The sequence below is a fragment of the Pseudoalteromonas lipolytica genome (genome assembly GCF_001306915.1).
Classification (GTDB): domain Bacteria; phylum Pseudomonadota; class Gammaproteobacteria; order Enterobacterales; family Alteromonadaceae; genus Pseudoalteromonas; species Pseudoalteromonas simplex.
In genome coordinates this window covers 124,740-149,214 of record NZ_LJTC01000003.1, presented here as the reverse complement: position 1 = coordinate 149,214, position 24,475 = coordinate 124,740, and the positions used below count along the sequence as shown (strand labels likewise).

Here is a 24,475-nt window from a genome sequence, read left to right as displayed (position 1 = left end):
GTGAGGGAAACTATTATTGCTTTTCAAACACACAAGAAACGTCAGGTTTACTCAGCGTGTAAGTAATATCGGCATTATCTTTAAAACGCAGATCTTCTGTTGTTGAACCGTTGTCGCCTTCATTATCACAGCGAAAATAGCGCTTAGTTCTAACAATGCCATTTACAAAGTATTTTAACTTCGAACTGACAACACAGTAGTTAGGGATCTTCTTCACCTGGGTTCCGTTATGTAAGTCACTAAAGTCGATTAACGTTCCTAACCTAAAGCCTTGCGTAGGTTCTTTTATCAATGCAAAGGATGCGTTTTGGCAAACCGCATCGCTACCCTCTTTTACTTTATAATTGCCTTGTTTATCTTTTATCAAAGCCAAAAACTGCGTTTTATTGCTTGGCTTTACATCAAGCAAAGCACTTGCATAAGACGATGTTGAAAACAAAAAAAACACTAAACAAAAGTAATATCTCATTGAAAATCCATAAACTTATAGACACTTAACTAGCATAGCATGCTGATTATGGTTGGTGAATTAATTACCTACTACTTAATACGACTAAAACATGAAATTAGTTCTGTGATTTAACTTCTCATAGGAAACAAAGCTGTTTATATGCTATAAATTTTAAAGTGACATCTTTGGAGGGAATCTTATGAAATTAATCAAACTAATTACCTTAACGACATTTCTTGCTTTAACAAGCATGCAAAGCCTAGCGAGTGATGACGAATGGAAAACAATTGCAGAGAAAAAGGTCAGCTACAAAAGCGAAACCGATACTGTTAACCCAATCACTAGCAGTCGTTACAGCCATATTAAAATTAAATGTACTCATGGCACAGTGAATCTTAAGAAAATTAAAGTTATTATGAATACCGGTGAAGAAAAGGTGTTTGATAATCTTGGTGTTTTAACCAAAGGAATGTCATCACGTAGCTTAAGTTTACCTGACAAAAACGACGCCAAACTCGATAAAATCAAACTTGAATATGAATCGGTAGGCAGCACAGCCCTGAGTATGGCAGGTGTAACCGAAAAAGCCGAAGTCGAAATTCTCGCGAAAAAAGCTAAGAAAGATGATTAAAGTTGCGAGTCAATGATGTTTGAGACCATGCACCTTAAGTAGCAGCAGCTTTATACTGCTACTTTTTAAATACAAACGCGCGAAACACGTTTCACGCCTACGAGTGCCCATGTAGGTCGTCATTTATGGCGACAAAAACCGTAGATATTTTCACGTAGGAACGGCTTCAGCCGTGAACCTTAGATGTTCGGCGTAAAAACGCCTCTTAAACGATGCGCTATTTAATAATTTTTGGCAATAAAAAAGGCCATGTTGCGCTTACAACATGGCCTTTTTGCATTGACACAACTTAGAAATCTAAGTTTGATAAAACTTCATCATCAACGTTATTAGACAAGGTCACTCTAAGTTTAGGGGTACGAGCCATTTCACGTTTAATCGCAAAATTAGCTTCTTTGTTACGCGCCCAACTACGACGAGCAATACCGTTGTTTACATCAAATAAGAGCATAGATTTCAAACGACGCTCGGCAGCTTCACTACCATCGAGTAGCATACCAAAACCGCCGTTGATCACTTCGCCCCAGCCAACACCGCCACCGTTGTGGATAGATACCCAAGTAGCACCGCGGAAACCATCACCAATTACATTGTGAATCGCCATATCTGCTGTGAAGCGGCTACCATCATAAATGTTTGATGTTTCACGGAAAGGTGAATCAGTACCACTTACATCATGGTGGTCACGCCCAAGAACAACCGGACCAATTTCGCCACGATTAATAGCATCATTAAACGCTTTAGCAATTTCAGCGCGGCCTTGTGCATCGGCATATAAAATACGAGCTTGCGAACCAACAACCAGTTTGTTTTGCTTCGCATCTTTGATCCATGTGATGTTGTCTTGCATTTGCTGTTGGATCTCTTCAGGCGAGTCTGCCATGATTTTATTTAAAACGTCTGCAGCAATCGCATCTGTTTTATCAAGATCTTCAGGTTTACCTGACGTACATACCCAGCGGAACGGGCCAAAGCCGTAGTCAAAACACATTGGGCCAAGAATATCTTGTACGTAAGATGGGTATTTAAAATCAATACCATTTTCAGCCATTACATCGCCACCAGCGCGTGATGCTTCTAGCAAGAACGCATTACCGTAATCAAAGAAGTAAGTACCTTTTGCCGTGTGTTTGTTAACAGCATCGGCGTGGCGTTTAAGCGTCGCTTGTACTTTTTCTTTAAATACTTCTGGCTCTTCACGGATTAAACGATTTGACTCTTCATAGCTGATATCAACCGGGTAGTAACCGCCTGACCATGGGTTATGAAGTGAAGTTTGGTCTGAACCTAAGTGAATGAAAATATCTTCAGCTAAGAAGCTTTCCCATACATCAACCACGTTACCGATAAAGGCAATTGAAACCACTTCTTCATTTTGTTGAGCCGTACGTACACGCTCAACAAGCTCTGGCATGTTATCAATTAGCTCATCAACCCAACCTTGTTGATGACGCTTAATAGCCGCCTTAGGGTTAACCTCAGCACATACGGTGATACAGTTAGCAATGTTACCCGCTTTAGGCTGAGCACCACTCATACCGCCTAAACCAGCAGTTAAGAAGATCTTACCTTTTGGTGATTCGCCTTTTTCGAGCACTTTACGGAACGCATTCATTACCGTAATGGTTGTACCGTGAACAATACCTTGTGGGCCAATGTACATAAATGAACCCGCAGTCATTTGACCGTATTGAGTTACACCCAGTGCATTGAATTTTTCCCAGTCATCCGGCTTTGAGTAGTTCGGGATCATCATACCGTTCGTTACAACCACGCGCGGTGCTTCAACTGATGATGGAAATAACCCCATAGGGTGACCCGAGTACATGTGTAGCGTTTGGTCTTCTTCCATTTCGCTTAAGTACTTCATAGTTAATGAGTACTGCGCCCAGTTTTGGAATACCGCACCGTTACCACCGTAAGTGATTAGCTCTTCAGGATGCTGTGCTACTGCAGGATCAAGGTTATTGTCGATCATTAACATGATAGCGGCAGCTTGTTCGCATTTAGCCGGGTAATCACTGATTGAGCGCGCTTTAAGCTCATAGTTAGGCTTAAAGCGATACATGTAAATACGGCCAAATTGCTTAAGCTCAGCGGCAAATTCAGCGGCTAATTCGGTGTGCCATTCTTTAGGGAAATAACGCAATGCGTTACGAATCGCTAATTGCTTTTCGTCAGCCGATAAAATGTCTTTACGTTTTGGAGCACGGTTTGCATCACTTGGATACGGTTTTGGCTCTGGTAATACGCTTGGGATACCTTGCTTAATTTGTTCTTGAAAAGTCATTATTTGCTCCCTTAGTTAACTTTAAACGCTTGCGATTTAACAAGTTCTACCATGGCATCAATGTCTGGCTTAAGTAAGCGATCTTCTTCTAGTTTGGCAACTTTGCTGCGAATTAGCGCAAAGTTTTCTTCAATGATGTCTGAACACTTGTTAGGACGTCTAAATTCGATTGCTTGCGCTGCATACATCAGCTCAATAGCAAAGATTTTATCAAGGTTACCTAAAATCTGGTTTAACTTACGACCAGAGATACTACCCATAGATACGTGATCTTCTTGCCCCATTGATGTTGGTACGCTGTCTGCTGATGGTGGGAAACACAATGATTTATTTTCTGTTACCAATGCCGCAGTCACATATTGCGGGATCATCATGCCAGAGTTTAAGCCACCCGATGTCGTTAACAAACGTGGTAAGCCGTGTAAGCCCTCAAGCAGTAAGTAACAACGACGATCAGCAATGTTACCAAGCTCTGCCGCTGCAATTGATGCGTAATCTAATACCATAGCAAGTGGTTGACCGTGGAAACCACCACCCGAAATGGCTTCTTCTTCGCTGATCACAATTGGGTTATCTGTTACAGAGTTCATTTCTGTTTCAGCAAGCTCTTTTAAATGGTAGTACGCGTTACGCGATGCACCATGAACTTGTGGAATACAACGTAATGAGTAAGGGTCTTGAACACGGTCACAATCAGTGTGTGAAGCCATGTTTTCAGAGCCTGCAAAAAAGCTACGCATGCGCGCTGCAACTTCTACGTTACCTTTAAAAGCACGAATTACATGTAACTCTTTACGGAACGGTGATTCGCTACCTTGCATACCTTCAATGCTCATAGCACCTGCGATATCTGCAAGGTCTAATAAGTAACGCATTTTAGTAAGCGCAGTAATGGCATGCGATAAAATAAACTGAGTACCGTTAATTAATGCTAGGCCTTCTTTAGCATGTAAATCTAAAGGCGCTAAACCATGCTCTTTTAATACGTCTGCTGCTGGTTTGATTGTGTCGTTTACCCAAAACTCACCTTCACCTAAAAGAGGTAAGAATAAGTGTGATAACGGTGCTAAGTCGCCTGATGCGCCTACTGAGCCTTGCTCTGGAACAACTGGGATAATATCAAGTTCAATAAACTTAAGCATACGCTCAACAACGGTTAAACGAATACCTGAAAAACCTTGGCTTAATGCATGTACTTTGGTGATTAGCATCAGCTTTGAAATAGGTTTAGCGATTGGCTCACCCACACCAACAGCGTGTGTGATCAATAAGTTCTTTTGTAAAAGGTTAGTTTCTTCTGGAGAAATTTGTGTATCACATAATGGGCCAAAGCCCGTATTGATACCATAAATGGCTTTATCTGAGGCAGCCATTTTGTCTACGTTTTGGCGGCTTTTATTAATTTTATCAATTGCTTCTTGGCAAAGCTCTGCCTGTAACGTACCGGCTGCAATAGCATTAACGCTGTCTAACGTTAATTGGTCAACACCATACTTAAATGTCATTTATAACTCCTAAAGAACAGGATTAAGTTTTATTTAGTTGGAGTCTAGCTTGCTCTAGTTGTTTTACAAATGCATAATTATCGTTATTCATTCCAGATTTATCGAACTTAAAGAAGAGCTATGCAAGTTCATGACGTAGACCTGCGCTTATTGCGCGTTTTTGTAGCAATTGTTGAGTGTGGCGGGCTTTCAGCCGCAGAGTCACGTTTGAATATTGGCCGCTCCACCATCAGTGCGCATTTATCAGATTTAGAAGTAAGGCTTGGTATTAAATTATGTAAACGTGGCCGCAGTGGTTTTGAAATTACAGACGCTGGCGCCATCACTTATCAGGCATCGATAGAACTGCTTCAGCAATGCGAAGCCTTTGCTAATACCGTAGCAAGCTCTAAAAACGAGTTATCGGGACGTTTAAGTATTGCCATGATAGATACCATGGTCAGCGACCCGCGTTGTGCCATTCCCCGCGCGATAGCAAGATTAAAAGGCAAAGGTAAAAACATTCAGTTCGATATTAATGTGTGCGAGGCACGAGAGGTAGAAACCGCAGTAGCCAATGGCCGCTCGTTGGTGGGGATTGGTGTTAGCCGCCATCATATTCGCGGACTTAATTACACAGCCCTACATAACGAAACTAACTTTTTGTATTGCGCAGTCGGTCACCCATTATTTGAGTGTGAAGACAAACAAATAGATAAGCTCATTAAAGAAGCCGAAGTCATTACCAGTAACTACATGCGTGATAAAGAAAGCCGAAACGACGGTTTAAACTATCAAAATAGTGCTGTTGCTTATCATGATGAAGGTATTGCACATTTAATTTTATCGGGTGAGTTTATTGGTTATTTACCCGATCACTACGCACAGTTCTGGGTCGATAAAGGTATTTTTAAAGCTATTCAACCGAGTAAATATCACTACGATATTCCTGTGGTATTGATCACCTCAAAAACAAATGCCAGCTCGCCTTTAGCAAATGCCATGATTGACGAAATTAAGCGTTGTTACTCGGTCTAGTGTTTTTGTTTAAAGCTTTTTGCTCTTTAATGAGTACAAGACTAAAGGCGATCATGGCAAGATTTGTGGTCACAGGATTAAACGCTTCGATTAAAAGTGCGGGTTGTAAAACGGCAACAAACAGCGCTAGCCCAACTAAAGCGGCGATATTGAGAATATTGATAAAGATTGAACGATAAAAAATAAAGAACAGCACGGCAAATATAATTTCACCTATGCCAGCTGCTCGGGTGATGAGCGTTGAGATTTCAGCATTAAAACCAAAACTGGCCGTCATTTTTAATTCAAGAGGAGCAATATGAATTAGTTTTGGCATCAGCCCATGATAAAGCCAACTAAAGCTGATAATAAATCTAGCTATTTGAATCGTTGTTAAATGCTTCATGAGACACGTTTGTTTTGTGTGCTCTGATATTCAGAGCACACAGTAAAGCTTATGAGCTAGTAGGTTTACCGAAACGGTTCTCAGCTTCATCACCTGCTAAAAAGCCATTTTCGATTAACGCCCAAATACCACCAATCAGTGGAACTAAGCCAATCAGTACCCACCAACCTGATTTATTACGGTCGTGCCAGCGTTTAACTTGAACCGCAAGCGAAACCCACATAAGCGGGATATAAAAGATTAGTGTGATTACAGAGATTGCTGTTTCATTACCACCTGTTAATAATGCAACTACGAACATAAAAACAAATGAAGCTACAATAATACCTAAGAAAGAATACCAATAAGTCTTACGAGGAATACGTCCTTTAAAAGAAAATAAGATTTCTTTCATGCTTAAGGTAGTTGTTTCTGTTGACGCTGTAGCAAGGTTTGCTTCTGGTGCTTGATATACGTTTTCTGACACTGTCATTTCCTTTGATATGTGTTAAGCAAACTAATTAAACTTAGCTTGCTGATTTATATTGTTAAATTAGCTGAATATAGCGTGAATAAGATACCACAAAATGATTAAATATAGGTACTAAAAATTTCTGAAAGCTATAGAAAAGTAAGTATTAGCGCATAAAAAAGCACCCTTAGGTGCTTTTAATTAGTTCGGTTGTTGCCAATATTTGGCGTATAAATTTGGGTAAGTTTGCTTTAAAAACTTAGCTTTATCTTTAAAGCGTTTACCTTTTGGTTGCTCAAGGCCTGATGGTACAAAGGGTAATTCGTCATCATTACGCTCTTCGTAAAGCATACCGGCAATTAAATCGTACTCATCTAAATACGGGTAAGGCTGTTCGTTTAAATGATAAACAGGCGTACACTCAGCAATTGAGTCTGGGTTTTCAAGCGCTTTCAAAAAAGCCTGTTCACCACGTGAAATAAGCCAACATAAAAACTCAGAAAAACCATAATCGTCGTTACATCCGGCCATCACATATGCAGCGCCAAATAAATCCCAGGTATAAGCTTTGCGCATACGTAGGTTAAACTGCTTATCGAACTCCATCAGCTGTTGGTCAGATAAATCAGTCAGCTTTGCTTTTAATGCATTACAAACAGACTCAGGCTCGGCAGTTTTATCTTCGGCGGTTACGAGTTGCCAAAATTCACTTTCGCTTAAAACACTCATGATAAAATCTCTTTCACGCGCCCTACTTGACCATCATCAAGCTGTACTTTAATACCATGCGGGTGATTTGGTGATTTAGTTAAAATACGTGATACCACACCTTGAGTTAACTGACCTGTTCGTTGATCTTGTTTTAATACAATGTTGACTTCGCAGCCAATTGAAATTTGTGAACGCGTAGGCACTGCCATTGCTATATCTCTTTCAATAATTTTTGCCGATTATAGCCATTTGCAGCTGGCTTACCAAATTAAACCTGTTTGATTGGGCTGTTTTTAAGCAGCGCCTTTGGCAATATCTCATTTAAACGTTCAGTGATGGCTTCAGCTTTACCTTTTATTTGAAAGTCATAACCTTGGCCGTTGTTATCTAATATGACGGCTAAATAGTTATCAGCAACTTTCAGTTGCGTAATACGGCTTAATTCAAGAGTCTTTTCTTGCTCGCCATAATAAACCTGCTTAACCGTTAAACTCGTGTCTGTTGCCGTGAGTGTTTTACTAAGCGCTGATTTGGCTGCAAATTTTTCTGTTGAGCGATAGGCTTGCACCATAAAAGCAATTGCAAATATAAAACCGGTAAAACTTGAAATAGGTAATGAATCTGATTGCAAGCTGTACACACCTACACAAATAAATAACACAGCAAGAGCCAGGTTTAATCTAACCATCTGTTTAGGGGTTAAATTTAAGTACATTATTATTCCTTTAAAAATGAAATTGCTTTTACATTGATAGTTAAATCTTTTGCACTCAATTCTTTGATAATTAGACTGCTAATTAACTGGGTTTGCTCAGCGGTTATCGGCAGCTCTTTACAATAACAACTGACTTTTAGTGATTGCGGTAGCTTTTTTAGATCAGCAGTATGCGTTAACCATGAAAATTCGTGTACGTGCTCTTTTGCTAGTTCGCACGCTTGCGTTAAAGCAACTCGAATAACTTTATCTAGACGCTTTTCTGTTTTAGTCATGTTCTGCTTGTTGTTTTTTAAATTCTTCGTAACTGTCTTGCTGGCGTTTAACACACTCATGGTATTCTTTATCTGCCAAATAATTGCATTCACTTAAACGTGCTGATTGAATTTCATGATAACGGGCATCAGAGCTACACGCTGATAAAGCCACAGCAAGCGTTGCAATCACGGCTAATTTTAAAGCGTTAAAAAACATTAAATTTCCTTCATGTAGTTATACATTGGTGCTGCAATTTCCTGTATATTGCGTGGGTTTAAATATTACAACCAAAGGGTTCTATATGATGTTGTCGCAGTTACAACAGCTGTTTCAGCGTATCGATAAAAGTAAAATTTTTCAATCATTTGTTATTGCTGTCATTGTTATTTCAGCACTAACTGTGGGGGCACACACCTATTCGTTACATCCAACAGTTGAGCTTGCCTTACATTGGATGGACTTAGGTATCACGGTATTCTTTTTAGTTGAACTGGTGATCCGCTTTATCGCAAGCCGAGGCTTTAAAGACTTTTTCAGCAAAGGTTGGAATATCTTCGATTTTATAATCGTGGTGGGTAGCCTTTACCCTGCAGCAGGCTCAACAATTTTTATCGCTCGATTACTGCGTATTTTCCGCGTATTGCGACTTGTATCCATGATCCCAGAGCTTAGACTGCTGGTTAACTCGCTTCTAAAAGCTATTCCGCAAATGGGCTATATCGCCCTGCTCATGTTCGTGATCTTCTATATTTATGCCGCCATGGGTAGCATGCTGTTTGCTGACATCAACCCAGTACTGTGGGGCGATGTGTCTATTTCGATGCTCACCCTATTCAGGATTGCCACGTTTGAGGATTGGACCGATGTTATGTATGAAACGATGGCTGTATATGAGCTCAGCTGGATTTTTTATCTAACCTTCATCTTTTTAACAGCCTTTGTATTTTTAAACATGATGGTTGGTGCGATTTTAGAAGTTATGTCTGAAGAGCATCGTAACGCCCGTGAAGAGCAAACATCTGATGCCGACATGCCCGCAACCAAAGGGCAAATAGCTCAGCTGCAAGCTGAAATGGCCGAACTAAAACAACTACTGAAAGAAAAGCAGTAAGGTTTTTAAATAATTGTTTTTAGCTATTAGGCGCTAGACCTTAGCGCCTTTTTTTACCCTCTTTTTCTACCCTCTTTTTCTACTTTCCATGGCGGGTTTAAGCGGTTTTCTCCGGCCCAATACAATTTAATTTTATTCCCTGATGGGTCTTTTAGAATTGCTTCCGTCCATAAATAACGCTGTGCAGTAGGCGGCTGCTCAAAGCGAATGCCTTTTTCAACAAGGCTTGCATAGAGCTCATCGAGCTGCTCATGTTCAAAATAAATTACCGCACTATTATTATAATTACCGGTTTCTAATGACAGCGAAAATGTGGCATCACCATCAGGGCATTGAAAGCGTGCGTAATGCGGAGTATCTACTATCTGAATCATTCCCAATGTTAAGTAAAAAGCCACCGCTTCATTCATATCCTTTACAGGTAACGTCACCTGATTGAGATTCATTTGCTACTCCCATGTAATGATTTATTCGCTGCTTCAGCATATCGTGTTCATTAAATTAAGCAAAAGATAAGTGACGACAGTAAAGTTAGTAAGAGTTTGTAGGAGGCGTTTCAACGCCGAACATCTAAATTCACGGCTGAAGCCGTTCCTACGGGATTCATCGTAGCCGTGAAACTTGTTCCGCGCGTTTGTAAGTCGTGCTTTAGCGCGTATTTAGAAAAATGTTTAAAGTTTTGTCGCTATAAATTTCGACTTTCACGGCAGAAGCCGTTCCTACACGAGTTCCATGTGCAATATTGGAAATGGTTTGCCCATATCATCTAAGGGCGAGCGTGAGGCAATTTTAAAGCCCCTATGTTGATAAAATCCAACCGCAAGTGGGTTTTGCTCATTAACATCCACTTTGTTGGCAGCTAATTGCTCAACTGCATAGTTGAGTAGTGCTTTACCTATGCCCTTACCTCTTGCGGCATCTAAAATGAACAACATTTCTATTTTGCATTCATGTACGCCTATAAAGCCTAAAATTGCCTGATGCTCATCCTTAATGCACTTTAAAGTCACATTCGGAAACGCTTGCTCGATAATAATTGGCTTAAAAAAAGCGATGTCGTCTTCTGTTATAAAATCATGGGTTGCTCGAACTGAGTTTTCCCATACAGCAAGTAGCTCTGGGTAATCTTCAGCGTTCACACTATCTATTTTCATTATTTGCCATTTTATAGGAGTTTTGTGCCTTGTGTTCTCTAATCAAATAACAAAATGATTCGTTACACGCTTTAGTTATTTATTCCATTAAAGCATGCAAAGTATATGAAACAAAGAGTATTTTACACTTTAAACTTACCCACTAAATCATTTAGAGTTTTCGATAACAGGTTTAGTTTGTCACCATTGCCTCTGGCACTATGGGCAATTTCGCTTACATCATCAGCCGCATTTTTTATTTCAACAACATTGCGGTTAATGTCTTCTGCTACATGCTGTTGCTCTTCAGCTGCAGTGGCAATCTGTGTATTTAAATCGCTGATATTGACGATAGACGCAGTTATTTCGCTAAATTGTTGCTGTGCTGAATGGGCTAACTCCACTGTTTTGTTTGTGCGATCTAAGCTGGTTGTCATCTCTTTTGACACTTGATCAGACATCCTGCGCAACGTATCTAACTGACTTGCTATTTCTTCTGTCGATTCTGAGGTTCTTTGTGATAACGCACGCACCTCATCTGCGACAACTGCAAAACCTCGACCATGTTCACCCGCCCTCGCCGCTTCAATTGCTGCGTTTAAAGCTAACAAATTGGTTTGCTCTGCGATGCCTCTTATCACGCTTAAAATCGACATGATATTTTCACTTTCAGCATCGAGTTGGTTTATATCTTTAGTTGCTTTGGTGATCACCTTAGATAGAGATACAACGCTATCAACCGTTTTAGATATAACACTTTGTCCAAGCTCAGAGGCCTGTTGTGTTTGCGATGCAAGTTCGGCTGCATTGGCACAACTGGCAGAGACTTCATTGGCAGTCGCTGCCATTTCATTAATCGCTGTGGCCGCCATTTCGAGGGCTTGTTGTTGCTGAGATGTTGAGCCAGATAATTGCGCCGCTTGTGATGACGTTTGCGCCGAGGTATCACTCACATTTTGCGCACACTCATTAATTTGCGTGACTAAATCAGAAATCAAATTCAAAAATAAATTAAAGCTGTTAGCCAGTTTGGCCGTTTCATCGCGTGTTTTAATCACTAACCGCTTTGTTAAGTCACCACCACCTTGCGATATTTCAGTTAGACCATCACTCACTTCAACAATAGGTGCAGAAATTAATTTAGAAATATAGCTAGCAACTAAAATGAACACAGCAATCAAGATTGCACTGATGACTAAAATAGTAATCGTCATTGCATTTGCGCCACTCATCACTTCAGATTTTTCTACTAAGCCTATAAATTTCCAGCCTAGTTTTTGCGAGGTATAAATATTCGCTAAGTAATCTTTGCCATTAATGTCGATTTCAAATTGACCCTGATTATTTTCAGCGAGCTGTTTGTATTTTCCGTTATTGACTTGTGCTAGCTGCTTAAACCTGTAATCAGCATTTTTAACGTCAACGAGTACATTGCCACTATCTTCAATCAACATTAAATAGCCAGTTTCACCAAGTTTAATGTTCGCAATAATATCGGTAAGGCCCTGCAAGGATACATCCATGCCCTGTACACCAATAAGCTCCCCCGCTTCCTTAATCGCTTTAACAGTAGAAACAATTACCATGTCATCTGCTGCCCAATAATAGGCATTGGTTCTTACCGTTTTACCATTTGCTGCTTTGCCAGTTTCGTACCAAGGCCTTACTCTTGGGTCATAATTCGCTGTAACTTCACCCTCTGGCCATTGAATATAACCACCTTGCTCATTCCCCATGTAGATATAAGCAAGTCCCGGATGGGTGGCACCAAAGTGATCAAATAAACGAAAGGCGTTTTTTTCGATGTTACTACCACTTAGATGATCAAGCTTTTCTGCACTAGGTGATTGCATATGGGTTTTAACACCTTGCTTGGCGTCTAAGATAGCGGAATGGGATGCAAGATAATTGACGTTTTTCTCTATTTCAGCAAAAAACATACTGATACCGTTATCAACTTGTTTCGCTTCTCTTTGACTAAGCTCGGCGAAACTATCGAGGGCTTGTTGTCTTGTTTGTGTAATTACAAGCACAGCAATAATGATCAACGGCAGCGCAATTGCTGACGCAAAGGCGAGTTTTAATTTTTTTGAAATGTTCATAGCCAACTTCCAACTAAGCACTTAAGAAAATATAGTGAGACCTCGGAAGTTCAGCAAATAATTAAGTGTTTATTTTTATGGGGCAAAGCAAGCTTGACCACATAAAGTTAACGTGAAATTTATACCCCTTATGCTTGCTTTTACTCAAAACTTACCTGTTAAAAATATGACATTTAGTTGACAGACACGTGGAATGTACTAACTTTAGTTTTAGTAATTAACATGCTTTTAACAAAGTGTTGCTAGATACTTTCCAACCAATTGGCAGCATTTGCTGGATGCAAATTAGCTGCCTATTCCTACTTCATGTTTAAGCATATAGCAAAGTAAAGCTTGGGCATCAGGGTGTTTATCTGCTTTTAACCCTGTTAAAACACCTTGTTGATCCGCCGCCGACTTATGCTGGCCTAACTTCTCTTTTGCCTGAATTGAGTCAAGTTCGATTTTAATACCCACTATGCCACGCAGTAATTTGGCTTGATAATCAGCTGGCAACAAACTGGTGTCGTTTAAAATACTTGGCTCGTATTGGCTAATTAACTCATTTAGGCAGGCTAAGGTGTTGTCATCATCAAGGTATTCTACTATGCCTTGGGCATGCACCGCAGCGTAGTTCCAGGTCGATACAGCTGGCTTCTCACTATACCAAGTGGGTGAAATATAACTATGTGGGCCATTAAAAACCACTAATACACGGGTATCTTGCAAGCTTTTGCCATGACGATTAGCCTGTGACACATGACCATATAAGGTACCAAACTCGCCCTCATCGGGTTTATACACTAATGGTAGATGGGTTGCCTCAAACTCACTATCAACCATTAATGCAAAGCTGTAGGTTTTGATAAACTGCGATACTCGCTCTGGTGTCATTTTCCACTTGTTGGGTGTGTGCATGCTTTTCTCAATTTATTAAAAATTGCTCCGATTGCTTGAATCTAACATTGTAATTGATCAAGAGTTTTCTACTAGCCTTTAGCCACGACTTAAATCACAAATAATGTTATGTCCTTTAACCAATTCGAAAAAACTAACAAATCAAAAGGCCTTTTAACTGCACACTTAATAAATGATAATAATTTACATTACCATTTATTAAGTGATATATTCCCATTAATCGGTACAGGGTGTTGCGGATTTTAATTAATTGGAGACTGAAGAAAAACTCTTCTTGTCTCTTGGTTACTAAATCAATGTTAAAGGATATACACAATGGAAATTTTTAAACTGCCGCAATATCTATGGATTAATGATTCCAACTATCTAAAAAGAAAAATCTCCGTTTTGCTGGGGATATCATAAGCCCACTCCATGATTTTCCACTCGTCATGACTTTCAACATGACACAACAATAGCCTAAGCATAGGCCTCACTACTTATAGACGTAATAGGACTACGGATAAAAAATGACAAAGACTAACTACTTTAAACTCACGCCTGTCGCACTTTCTTGTTTAGCGATATTTAGTCAATCTTTACAGGCTGAGCAAAAAAAGCATCACGATATGGAAGTACTCACAGTCGTGGGTGAACAAAACAATGCTCAAAGCTATAAAGTTGAGCAAATGAGTACCGCAACGGGTTTAGAGTTATCATTTCTTGAAACACCACAATCAACCACAGTCGTGACTGAGCAAGCGATAAAAGATCAACAACTAAACTCTGTTATTGAAGTGATGAACAGCGTAGCGGGGATTAATACCCGCCCTTCTGACAACGACCGATACTCAATCAGTGCCCGCGGTATTGGCGTAAGTAGTATTTTGTATGACGGTGTGGCGACAACCTACGATACACGCTTTAACTATGGTGACAACTTAATGGATAGCGCAATTTATCAGCGCATAGAAGTTGTTCGCGGAGCAACTGGTTTGATGTTAGGTGCGGGCAGTCCATCGGCAGCTATCAATTTAGTGCGTAAGCGTCCGACAGAACAATTTCAAGCAAACGTAAGTCTAAGTATTGGTTCATGGCAACAGTTACGCGGTATTGTTGACTTATCGGGAGGCTTGAATCAAGACGCAAGCGTTCGAGGTCGAGTCGTCATAGCATATCAAGATCGCGAAAGTTATCAGCATCGTTACGAGCAACAAAGACAAACCCTTTACGGTATTATTGAAGCAGATTTAGGGCGTGACACATTACTAACCTTAGGAACTGATTATCAAGATACCAAGCCTGAAGGCTCAATGTCTGGTGGATTACCGCTATTTGACAACCAAGGTAATAGAACTAATTACAGTCACCACACATCAACTGCTCCTCGCTGGGCATCATCTAAAACCAAAGCGTTGAACAGCTTTGCCACGATTGAACATAACTTTAGTGATGACTGGCAAGTTAAAGCGAGCTACATCTATGGCGATAACGATTTAGAATATGATGTGTTATGGCCAACGGGTAACCCAGACCCAATAACCAATGAAGGAATGATACCTGGCTCACTGGCATTTATTGATGGCAATCGCACTCAACATACATACGACTTAAAATTATCGGGCCGTTTTATGTTACTCGATCGTTCTCAACAAGTTCTAATTGGTGTAAATCAGCAGAAACAAGAGTTTGCCAACCCATATTATGGCTCTTTAAATGAAGCACCGCCTTTGGGTGATTTTAGAGATAAAAACTTTACTTATCCCACCCCTCAATGGAGTGATGAAATCTTGTATGGCTCATGGGGAGAAACAAAGCAACAAGCAATATATCTTGCTTCTGATATTGAAGTAACTGACGCGCTTTCAATGGTTATAGGCGGACGGATTGATAATTGGGAAACTGAGCAAGACAATTTCGGAACCGTTCATAATTACGAAGTTGATAATGAATTTACCAGTTATATTGGCGCTACCTATACTGTTGGGCAAAATGTATCTTTGTATGCTAACTACACCGATATTTTCACACCACAAAGTAGAGTTCAATCCGATGGCAGCTACCTAGATCCTGTTAAGGGAAAAAACTACGAAGCAGGTGTTAAAGCAAGCCTATTTGAAGAAGCGCTAGACACCTCATTTTCAGTGTTTAAGATCCGTCAAGATAATGTTGGCGAAGCAACAGGAGAAACATTACCTGGTACTACTGTGCCTATTTACCGTGGTATTGATGGCACCAAAACGCAAGGATTCGAATTTGAAGCAAATGGTTCAATTAATGAGCATTGGAATGTTTATTTTGGATATAGCCAATTTGAAACAAAAGACCCTGATGGAGAAAAGATAACGACCACTAGCCCAAAACACCAAGTAAAGCTTTTCAGTACTTATGAATTAAATAATATACTAAGTGGTCTACAACTGGGAGCTGGTTTTAATTGGCAAAGTGAAATCAATAGAAATGTCACTAAGCCTGATAGAAGTTCAGTTGAGGTTAGTCAGCAAAGTTATGCGCTTTTTCGACTAATGGCAAGATACAACGTAAACGAACAACTTACATTGCGCGCTAATTTAGAGAACGCATTTGATAAACGTTATTACAGCCAAATTGGGTTTTATAACCAGTTTCAATATGGCGCACCGAGAAACTTTAGTATCACTGCTCAATATCGTTTTTAATAACATACACGAGTAATAACTAAATTCGCCTCTATATACGAGGCGAATTTAGAAACAGAGTAAAAATCAGCTGAGTTTTCAACAGAAGCTCTGAGTTAGTTGAATAAGGTTTTTTTACCCAAGTAAAACCAGTTCTAGCCATCGACAATAATACGTAACATGCGACGCAGTGGCTCAGCAGCACCCCATAACAGTTGGTCACCAACCGTAAACGCACTGATATACTCTGGGCCCATCGCTAATTTACGAATACGACCTACCGGAATAGACAGCGTGCCAGTTACTTTTACAGGCGTTAAATCTGTAGCGGTAATGTCGCGATCATTCGGGATCACTTTGACCCACTCATTGTGAGAAGCAAGAATTTCTTCAATTTGCTCAACGCTAATGTCTTTGCGCAGCTTAATTGTCATTGCTTGTGAGTGACAACGCATTGCACCAATGCGAACACATAAGCCATCAACAGGGATAGGTTGTTCACTGCTGCCTAAAATCTTGTTCGCTTCAACTTGCGCTTTCCACTCTTCTTTACTTTGACCGCTTGGCATTGGTACATCAATCCAAGGGATAAGGCTACCAGCTAGAGGAACACCAAACTGGTCTTGTGGTAAATCGCTTGAGGCAATTTTTTCGGTGACTAACTTATCAATTTCAAGAATCGCAGCATTTGGATCTGCCAGTTTGTCTGCCACTGTTTCGTGAATTGCACCCATTTGCGCAATTAGCTCTTTCATGTTGCGTGCGCCTGCGCCAGAAGCCGCTTGATATGTCATTGGGCTTACCCACTCAATCAAGTCTTGCTCAAATAAACCGCCCAGTGCTAATAGCATTAGTGATACGGTACAGTTTCCGCCCACATAGGTTTTAACACCTTGCTCTAAGCCTGCACTGATAACGTCTTTGTTTACTGGGTCTAGCACAATAATACTGTCGTCACTCATACGCAGTGCCGATGCCGCATCAATCCAATAACCTTGCCAACCTGATTCACGTAATTGCGGGTAAACGGCTTTGGTATAGTCACCGCCTTGGCAAGTGACAATAATGTCCATCTTCGCAAGCTCAGCGATATCATTAGCATCTAAAAGCGGTTTAGCTGGGCCAGCAAGATCAGGGCCTAATTGACCGGTTTGTGAGGTGGTGAAAAAAGTCGTGTCGATATTAGAAAAATCATTTTCTTGCTGCATACGTTCTAATAACACAGAGCCAACCATGCCCCGCCAACCGACTAATCCTACTTTTTTCATTGTTTGTTCCACTGTTTGATTCATTCAAATTACCTAAACTGTTAAAAATTAAAGTCCATTGCGTGAGAATTTAATTTTTACAGAAGTAATCTAGCATTGCGGTCTTAGCAAAACCAGCGTAAACCGAGTAACATCAAAATTTTTCATCATCGCTTATTTAAGTAATGGGCAAGCGTCTGGTAGTACCATGTTTAGCGCGCCAGCATGCACTTCAAAACGTTGTTGTTTTGAGGTGATTGGCTCGCCATCTAAGTTTATTGGCATTTCTGTTTGTGTTTGCCATTCAAGCCAAGGCACTTGATAGCGCTTTACCCACTGTTGTGAAGAGTTAGGGTAATTACTTAGCTCTTCGATAACCGCTGGTACATCTGAGATTGCAAATGATGTAAACGCCACTAGATCAACCAAACCATCATTTATGTAGGCATGTGGCGCAAGTGGCTGGCCACCGCCCGCTTGGCGGCCATTACATACGGCAGCGGCAATAATATCGCCCGAAGTACGTTCACCATCAGGCAGCGTTAACTCGCCACTGTAAGGTACAAAACTCAGCGCTTGTACAAGACCAGCCAAGGTATACGCCCCACCACCGAGTAAGTTTTTCAGTGCTGGCGGTGTGGTTGCGGTAATTTTTGCCCCAAAGCCTGCACTGGCTACGTTCACAAAATAACGCTTATCAACCTCTACCGTATCAATTGCATGCGGCTGACCCTGTGCGGCAAGTTTCAGTGCTGGCAAGTACCCGTGAGGAATATTAGCGGCTGTAGCAAAATCATTTGCTGTGCCCATAGGTAAAATTGCAAGCTCTAAACGTTGTGACTTTTCCAGTTTCATTAATGCATTAACGGCTTCATTAACGGTGCCATCGCCACCAGCCACAACAACACGTTTTACACCCTCTGCGACGGCTTCATTAATAAAACGCTCAATGTCACCGCCTTCATAGGTAACACGCACCGCAAGTGGCTGACGAGTTCGAAATTGACCGATGGCGTCACGAAGCTGCTCATCAGCCGCTTTTTTGCCATTTATAATTAACCGTAAGTCCATTTTTAATCCCTGTTTTAACACTTAGAACTACCATAACACGCAATGGTTTAATATACCCAAACTACCTCAAGATGCGAGTTTCAGTTGGAATTAAAAGCGATTTAGGCAAGGCATTGATTGCAAGTAATAGTGGTTCTATTGTTAAAATCAATAACGCAGTATAAATCGCTTTTAAACCAACCCTTTGGGCGCTTCACAGGCACTTACTCTCATCGTTGTTACTTCTTAAAAGGGACTGCCATTCTTGCAAAGTAACGCCTTGATATTAAGCACCTGTGAAACGCTGAATTCTGCATCTTGAGGTGGTTTGGGTATAGAAAAAAGCCCTGCTAGTGCAGGGCTAAATCAACGTTAGGATTTATTATTGTATCCTTCCTTGGTCAGAGTATTAGAACTGGTATTTGTACTCAATTGAGAACTCAGTGCCTTTCTCTTTGGAGCGAGTTAAAGTTCCCGCTGACTCTATTTCAGATTTTGCGCCCAAGATATTAGTCACTTTGAACTTCAAGCTTGAGTTGAAATCAGGGAAATAGGTGTAGTTAAAGTCTAGAGAGTGGAAAGGTTGCTCCATCCAATCTTCTTGACCTTCAATGCCAGGAATAATAATTCGCTCACCAAATACGTTATAGATTAGCGTTGAAGCATGCTGCCCACTAGGTGCGTCATAGCCTAACTGCATATTCACAACATATTTTGAATGGCCCGTCATGCGACGTGTTGTATTTGTAACCGCTGCAGAAACTCCTGTTTGTTCAACAATCGCCTGACGGTCCATGTTGATTTCTGAGTCACTTAACGTCACGTTACCTGTCATGAACACGTCTTGCCAGAATCCACCTAAGAAAGCAAAATCTTTCAGGTATTCAAATTCAACACCCGCAACATAACCATCTTCTGCATTAGCAATACGTACCAATGGTGGACCATCTTGTGCAGGTGATTGAACAGACTCAATTGGGTCAACCATGTCTTTATAGAACACACCAACAGAGAAGTTCTCGCCCGTATCAAAATAGTTTTCCCAGCGGAAATCATAGTTTTTGATTTGCGTTGTACGTAAACCAGGCGTACCACCTACAGGGTATTCAGTAAGCGGATCGATGTAAGTTGCATCAGAAATCTCACGTAAATCTGGACGAACAACTGTTTCACCATAGCTTAAACGCCATTGCGTTTCGTCGTTTTGCACATAAGTTAAAGCAAGTGCACTATAAACGTCGTCTTCACGGAATGCGAGCTGATCTAACTCATCATAATCAATTGAAGATGCAAGGCCACCAGTAAATGGGTCAAGAGGAACAGATACTTGACGGAAATCTTCCCAACGTAAACCACCGGTAATACGCCATGTATTATTGAAGAAGAAATCTGCTTCGAAGTAATAGGCATCCACTTTCTGCGCTGACTTATAGTCATCGCCTGAAACCGTTGTGTCGTTCAAGATTGGTTGCGTTAGTGTCGCGTTCGAGAGTACATCATCAGACAAAATAGTGTTTAACTCATTTCCGTTTAAGTCAACATCTGAGAATGCACGTGTATTGATATCAAAACGACGGTTAGTTGCTGAACGCTCTTTAGAGATAAAGTCAGCACCTGATTTAAGCTCAACATCCACGCCATCTAGCATAATAGGCAACGTAAAGTTAAAACCGTAGTTCTCTACTTCATCATCCAAATCTTGGAAAGTGTAACGTGCAGCTGTTGTTGCATTGGTTAATGCGCTTTCGTTTACTGTATCGTAAAACCCATCTTCATTGGCATCAGTAACAATGAAACGAGTTTCCATGTTACCTGGTGCGTAACGGTTTGAGCGACCAATTGAATACTTCCAGTCAAAACCCGCGTAATTCAACCAATCAAAAGTATGCATACCTTTTAATTGATTAACGATCAGCTCACGCTCTTCATAACGAACATCGTACGAGCGTACACGCTTGTTATCTGAGGTGTTGTTGTTTTGGTCAATACCTAAACGGTCTGAAATTTTATCTTCAGTATCGCGTAATATTAAAGCCGTGTAGTCAATTTTATGCGCTTTGTCATACTCAACACCAACCGTAACCATTCCTGATGTCTTAACCGTGTGTTCTGTACTTAGTACTTGGTCATAACCACGGATCATGGTTGTTGAGTTTTCACCAATCAAGAAACCTTGACCTTGATACTCATCTGCAACAACATGCTTATTATCGTAGCTAAGCGACGATAAGAAACCGTAGCGCCATTTATCTGATTCGAAGCTGTTACCTAATGTGGCAGTAAACTTCGTATTCGGGTCAACCTTTGCTGATTTTGGATCATAATCACGATTTAACGATAGGGCTAAAGCACGGCTTTGCTCTGGCGTTAAATCATCAAGCGATTGACCACTTTGGTACACATCAAGAATAGCACGCGGAATTTCGCGTGTGCCATCATCAACACCGTACCAATCGTCCGAACCACCGTTGTATTCAAGGCCATCATCAAAGTTATTAGTGTTGTAACCAAGCTGACCCGTCACATCAAATACAAACTGATCAGGAATTGATTTCAAGCGAATATCAACGTTACCACCACCAAAAGATGCTGGCATTGACGGTGAATATGATTTTTGTACTGATAAGCTTTCGATAATACCTGATGGAAATAAATCCAGTGGTAATACAGAACGCGTTGGATCTGGGCTTGGTACAGCAGAATTATTTAACTGTGTACTTGAATATCGTTCACCTAGACCACGTACATAAATAAATTTACCATCAACAAGTGTTAAGCCTGTTACACGGCGTAGCGCTGCAGCAGCGTCACTATCACCACTTCGTGAAATTTGCTCTGCACCCATAATATCAGCAACGAATGCTTGCTGTTTACGCTCTTCTAGAACAGCTGTTGCAGTGCCTTTTAAACGACTTGCACTAACAACAACTTCTTCAAGAACAGCTTCTTCGTCTGCTTCAGCTGCGTGTGCTGAGACACTCAAGCCGCATAAGATAGCTACGCTTAGTGCTGTTAAGCTGAACTGTTTTGAATATTGTTTCATGTTTACCTCTATCTGAAATAAGTTACAGAAAGTTGTTTAAAGGTGCTAAACACGTTGTTTAGCACCTCGCTTACTGTGTTATTCCAGACCTACCGTCCAACCTTCAGTCCAGTTGTTATCAGCAGATACTGCACCAATGTGCGTTGTTGTATCGAAGAAACCGTCGATTGCTTTAACGTCTGTCGCTGTTGTTGTATCGATAGTAAAGATACCATTTACAACTTGCGTTTGACCTGTAGCAACTAAGTTACCTAATGTGTTTGTCCACCAGTTCTCAACGCTGAAATCTACACCACTTGGGTCTTTGAAGTTTTCAGAACATGCAATCACTGATGATTTAATCATTAAGGTGCCATCTTGAGCATTGTTCACTGTTTCACTTTCACCAGAAGCTGCACCTTCAATCTCAAGACATTCGCCCATGCCTTCAGGGCCCGTTACTATTGTGTTATAGATTTGCGCACCCGTACCTTCACGGAAGTACATACCTTCTGAATCATCTTCACCGTCAAAGGTATTACCAATGATTGTTAAGTTAGCAATTGTTGGGTTTGACTTAGGCGTTTTAGACGGTGTAGTACCATCGTTGTCTGCTTCAATACCACGGTTCGCGTCTGAGTTATCAGCTGCTTGCTTAACAAGAATATGCTGCATTTTACCTTGGAAACCATTGTCCCAGTCGATGCTGTCATCTTGAATGCTTGTTAGTACTAAGTACTTCGCTTGTACGTTACCACCGAAGAATTCAACACCGTCATCCGCGTTTTGGTGAACTTGCACATACTCAACAGTAGTACCAGAACCAACACCACCGAACGTAATACCGTTTAATTCGTTATCTGGTGCGATTTCGTAACCACCATTCATCACACGAACATAACGCAGCGTACCTGAGTTGTCAGTTGTATCAGTACCACCGAACACGGCACCTGACTCCACACCTTCAACTTGAAGTGCACAATCGCCTTCTGCTGGACACTTGTTCGATGGCGCATTACCAAGAAGAACTAAACCACCCCATTGGCCCGCAGCTGCAGTACCGCCCATAACATCTTGGCTTGAAGTGAACGAGATTGGCTCATCTTTAGTACCGTTAGCATTAATTTTTGAACCACGGCTAATTACTAAGTAATCATCACCTGTACGGCCATATACTGTTACGCCTGGCTCGATTGTTAAAGTAGCTGAATCTGCATTATCATCACCTACAAATACTGCACCGCTTAATGCGTAGTAGTTACCCGCAGTAAGTGTTAAATCTGCAGTAATGCGACCAGACACTTCACATGTTGTTGTGCTGCCATCAACTGGAGAAATTGACGTTGTACCTGATGGACAACCTGCTACTGCTGGTGGTGCCGTTACTTCACCGCCACCGTAACCAAATGCCCAACCTTCACGCCAGTCATCTGAGTCATTTAATGCACCAACAAAGTCAACTGTATCGAAGAACGCATCAACAGTATTTGCTACATCTTGGCCAGCACCTAGTAATGGCGAGCCTGCAATTGGTTGACCGTTTGCACCAAGCATTGGCTTGTCATTGATTACGTTACCAGATTGTGCTGTAAACCATGTTTCAAGCTCAAGTAACGTGTTGCCGCTACCATCAACTGGATTTTTGAAGTTTTCGCCATTAGTACACGACATAAACGTGTTTTGCATTAAGATAGTGCCATCGTTAGCGTTATTTACTGTTTCGCTAGCACCGTCTTCTGCACCTTCAATCTCTAAACACTCACCCATTTCATCAGAGCCAGTGATCACTGAGTTATAAAGGTGTAAACCTGTACCTTCACGAAGGTAGATACCTTCAGCATCATCTTCACCATCAAAGTTGTTACCGATGATTGTTAAGTTAGAGATGATTGGTAATGATTTTGGTTCTTTAGAAGGTGTGCTACCGTCGTTATCTGCTTCAATACCACGGTTTGCATCTGTTGAATCAGGATCTTGTTCAACATAAACGAATTGCATTTTACCTTGGTAACCATTGTCCCAGTCGATGCTATCGTCATCGATGCTTGTTAATACAACGTGCTTAAGGTTTACTGCACCACCGAAGAATTCAACACCATCATCTGAATTATTGTGAACTTGTAAGTATTCAACTGTAGTACCAGAACCAACAGCACCAAACGTAATACCATTTAGTTCGTTGTCTGGTGCAATTTCATAACCAGCGTTTTTAACAACAACATATTTTAGTGTACCTGAATTATCTGTGTTATCCGTACCGCCAAATACAGCACCTGATTCAACACCTTCAACTTGAAGAGCACAATCGCCTTCAGCAGGACACTTATTAGAAATACCATTACCAAGAAGCACCATACCGCCCCATTGGCCTGCAGATGTTTCATCACCCACTACATCTTGCTTAGAAGTAAAGATGATAGGGTCGTTTTTAGTACCTGTAGCTTCAATTTTAGAGTCACGGCTAACAACTAGGTAATCAGAGCCGCTGTTACCGAATACTACCGCACCTGCTTCAATTGTTAATGTTGCACTGTCTGCTTTATCGTTACCAACAAATACTGCACCATCAAGTGCCCAGAATGCGTCTGTTGATAATGTTGTATCTTCTGTAATTACGCCTGAAAGAACTTGAACTGTTACATCACGACCTAATGCAGCAGATACTTCATTCGAAAGGCTTTGGCTGTATACACCTGGTAACTCTTCAGTTGTTGGTGGTGTAGTTGGGTTAGTAGGTGTAGTTGGTTGCTCAACTGTTTCGTCCACGTTGATGTTGATGTCACCACCGCCACAACCTGCTAAAGAGATTGCTGTAGCTACAAGACTAACCTTGAATAAGCCAGATAATTTCATTGTTCACTCC

22 protein-coding genes are annotated in these 24,475 nt (G+C 41.0%); 4 read left to right on the top strand and 18 right to left on the bottom strand.

Features of this window, described 5'->3' with window-relative positions; genetic code table 11:
* Window positions 1–13: 13 nt before the first annotated feature.
* Window positions 14–469 carry a hypothetical protein gene (locus tag AOG27_RS05935; RefSeq protein ID WP_054552093.1) on the bottom strand — a complete coding sequence of 152 codons (456 nt, stop codon included), beginning with the start codon at window positions 467–469 and terminating at the stop codon, window positions 14–16.
* A gap of 181 nt (window positions 470–650) precedes the next feature.
* On the opposite strand from AOG27_RS05935, the gene AOG27_RS05930 reads away from it, so the two are divergent.
* Window positions 651–1,082 (top strand): hypothetical protein, encoded by a 432-nt coding sequence (locus AOG27_RS05930; RefSeq protein ID WP_054552092.1) that lies wholly within the window; start codon window positions 651–653, stop codon window positions 1,080–1,082.
* A gap of 289 nt (window positions 1,083–1,371) precedes the next feature.
* On the opposite strand, the gene AOG27_RS05925 is transcribed toward AOG27_RS05930, so the two are convergent.
* Window positions 1,372–3,372: a urocanate hydratase gene (locus AOG27_RS05925; protein ID WP_054552091.1), complete on the bottom strand. Its 2,001-nt coding sequence runs from the start codon at window positions 3,370–3,372 to the stop codon at window positions 1,372–1,374.
* An 11-nt stretch (window positions 3,373–3,383) separates the two neighbouring features.
* On the bottom strand, window positions 3,384–4,877 hold the full coding sequence (gene hutH, locus AOG27_RS05920; RefSeq protein WP_054552090.1) for a histidine ammonia-lyase: 1,494 nt from the start codon (window positions 4,875–4,877) through the stop codon (window positions 3,384–3,386).
* A 120-nt stretch (window positions 4,878–4,997) separates the two neighbouring features.
* Between hutH and AOG27_RS05915 the strand changes: the two genes are divergently transcribed.
* On the top strand, window positions 4,998–5,894 hold the full coding sequence (locus AOG27_RS05915; RefSeq protein WP_054552089.1) for a LysR family transcriptional regulator: 897 nt from the start codon (window positions 4,998–5,000) through the stop codon (window positions 5,892–5,894).
* Here the strand turns inward: AOG27_RS05915 and AOG27_RS05910 are convergent.
* The 7 genes from AOG27_RS05910 to AOG27_RS05880 form a co-directional block, all read right to left on the bottom strand.
* On the bottom strand, window positions 5,872–6,279 hold the full coding sequence (locus AOG27_RS05910) for a DoxX-like family protein (protein ID WP_054552088.1): 408 nt from the start codon (window positions 6,277–6,279) through the stop codon (window positions 5,872–5,874). The two genes, AOG27_RS05915 and AOG27_RS05910, sit on opposite strands and share 23 nt — an antisense overlap.
* A gap of 49 nt (window positions 6,280–6,328) precedes the next feature.
* On the bottom strand, window positions 6,329–6,745 hold the full coding sequence (locus tag AOG27_RS05905; protein ID WP_082389207.1) for a DUF805 domain-containing protein: 417 nt from the start codon (window positions 6,743–6,745) through the stop codon (window positions 6,329–6,331).
* A gap of 186 nt (window positions 6,746–6,931) precedes the next feature.
* Window positions 6,932–7,459: a DUF4240 domain-containing protein gene (locus AOG27_RS05900; protein WP_054552086.1), complete on the bottom strand. Its 528-nt coding sequence runs from the start codon at window positions 7,457–7,459 to the stop codon at window positions 6,932–6,934.
* Window positions 7,456–7,650 carry a YwbE family protein gene (locus AOG27_RS05895; RefSeq protein WP_036971837.1) on the bottom strand — a complete coding sequence of 65 codons (195 nt, stop codon included), beginning with the start codon at window positions 7,648–7,650 and terminating at the stop codon, window positions 7,456–7,458. Before AOG27_RS05895 ends, AOG27_RS05900 begins: the two co-directional genes overlap by 4 nt.
* Window positions 7,651–7,709: 59 nt before the next feature.
* Complete coding sequence (locus AOG27_RS05890; RefSeq protein ID WP_054552085.1) at window positions 7,710–8,156, bottom strand: hypothetical protein; 447 nt, start codon at window positions 8,154–8,156, stop codon at window positions 7,710–7,712.
* Between the two features lie 2 nt (window positions 8,157–8,158).
* Window positions 8,159–8,431: a hypothetical protein gene (locus AOG27_RS05885; RefSeq protein ID WP_054552084.1), complete on the bottom strand. Its 273-nt coding sequence runs from the start codon at window positions 8,429–8,431 to the stop codon at window positions 8,159–8,161.
* A complete protein-coding gene (locus tag AOG27_RS05880; protein ID WP_054552083.1) occupies window positions 8,424–8,630 on the bottom strand; it encodes a hypothetical protein in 207 nt (68 codons plus the stop codon). Before AOG27_RS05880 ends, AOG27_RS05885 begins: the two co-directional genes overlap by 8 nt.
* Before the next feature lie 88 nt (window positions 8,631–8,718).
* On the opposite strand from AOG27_RS05880, the gene AOG27_RS05875 reads away from it, so the two are divergent.
* Window positions 8,719–9,525 carry an ion transporter gene (locus AOG27_RS05875; protein ID WP_171041553.1) on the top strand — a complete coding sequence of 269 codons (807 nt, stop codon included), beginning with the start codon at window positions 8,719–8,721 and terminating at the stop codon, window positions 9,523–9,525.
* A 53-nt stretch (window positions 9,526–9,578) separates the two neighbouring features.
* Here AOG27_RS05875 and AOG27_RS05870 read toward each other — a convergent pair whose 3' ends face one another.
* The 4 genes from AOG27_RS05870 to AOG27_RS05855 all read right to left on the bottom strand — a co-directional run bounded on the left by AOG27_RS05870 (window position 9,579) and on the right by AOG27_RS05855 (window position 13,657).
* Window positions 9,579–9,971, bottom strand: a complete 393-nt coding sequence (locus tag AOG27_RS05870; RefSeq protein WP_054552081.1) for a VOC family protein — start codon at window positions 9,969–9,971, stop codon at window positions 9,579–9,581.
* 273 nt (window positions 9,972–10,244) lie between these two features.
* Window positions 10,245–10,679: a GNAT family N-acetyltransferase gene (locus AOG27_RS05865; protein ID WP_054552080.1), complete on the bottom strand. Its 435-nt coding sequence runs from the start codon at window positions 10,677–10,679 to the stop codon at window positions 10,245–10,247.
* A 122-nt stretch (window positions 10,680–10,801) separates the two neighbouring features.
* Window positions 10,802–12,760, bottom strand: a complete 1,959-nt coding sequence (locus AOG27_RS05860; protein ID WP_054552079.1) for a methyl-accepting chemotaxis protein — start codon at window positions 12,758–12,760, stop codon at window positions 10,802–10,804.
* Window positions 12,761–13,045: 285 nt separating this feature from the next.
* Complete coding sequence (locus AOG27_RS05855; protein WP_054552078.1) at window positions 13,046–13,657, bottom strand: FMN-binding negative transcriptional regulator; 612 nt, start codon at window positions 13,655–13,657, stop codon at window positions 13,046–13,048.
* 608 nt (window positions 13,658–14,265) lie between these two features.
* Between AOG27_RS05855 and AOG27_RS05850 the strand changes: the two genes are divergently transcribed.
* Window positions 14,266–16,314: a TonB-dependent siderophore receptor gene (locus tag AOG27_RS05850; protein ID WP_235523678.1), complete on the top strand. Its 2,049-nt coding sequence runs from the start codon at window positions 14,266–14,268 to the stop codon at window positions 16,312–16,314.
* A gap of 134 nt (window positions 16,315–16,448) precedes the next feature.
* Here AOG27_RS05850 and asd read toward each other — a convergent pair whose 3' ends face one another.
* From asd to AOG27_RS05830, 4 genes are all read right to left on the bottom strand, one after another.
* On the bottom strand, window positions 16,449–17,585 hold the full coding sequence (gene asd, locus AOG27_RS05845; protein ID WP_054552076.1) for an aspartate-semialdehyde dehydrogenase: 1,137 nt from the start codon (window positions 17,583–17,585) through the stop codon (window positions 16,449–16,451).
* Between the two features lie 129 nt (window positions 17,586–17,714).
* Window positions 17,715–18,611 carry a lipid kinase YegS gene (yegS, locus tag AOG27_RS05840; RefSeq protein ID WP_054552075.1) on the bottom strand — a complete coding sequence of 299 codons (897 nt, stop codon included), beginning with the start codon at window positions 18,609–18,611 and terminating at the stop codon, window positions 17,715–17,717.
* Between the two features lie 388 nt (window positions 18,612–18,999).
* Entirely contained in the window at window positions 19,000–21,633 is a 2,634-nt protein-coding gene (locus tag AOG27_RS05835) for a TonB-dependent receptor domain-containing protein (RefSeq protein WP_054552074.1), read from the bottom strand.
* 78 nt (window positions 21,634–21,711) lie between these two features.
* Window positions 21,712–24,465 (bottom strand): hypothetical protein, encoded by a 2,754-nt coding sequence (locus AOG27_RS05830; RefSeq protein WP_054552073.1) that lies wholly within the window; start codon window positions 24,463–24,465, stop codon window positions 21,712–21,714.
* Window positions 24,466–24,475 lie beyond the last annotated feature (10 nt).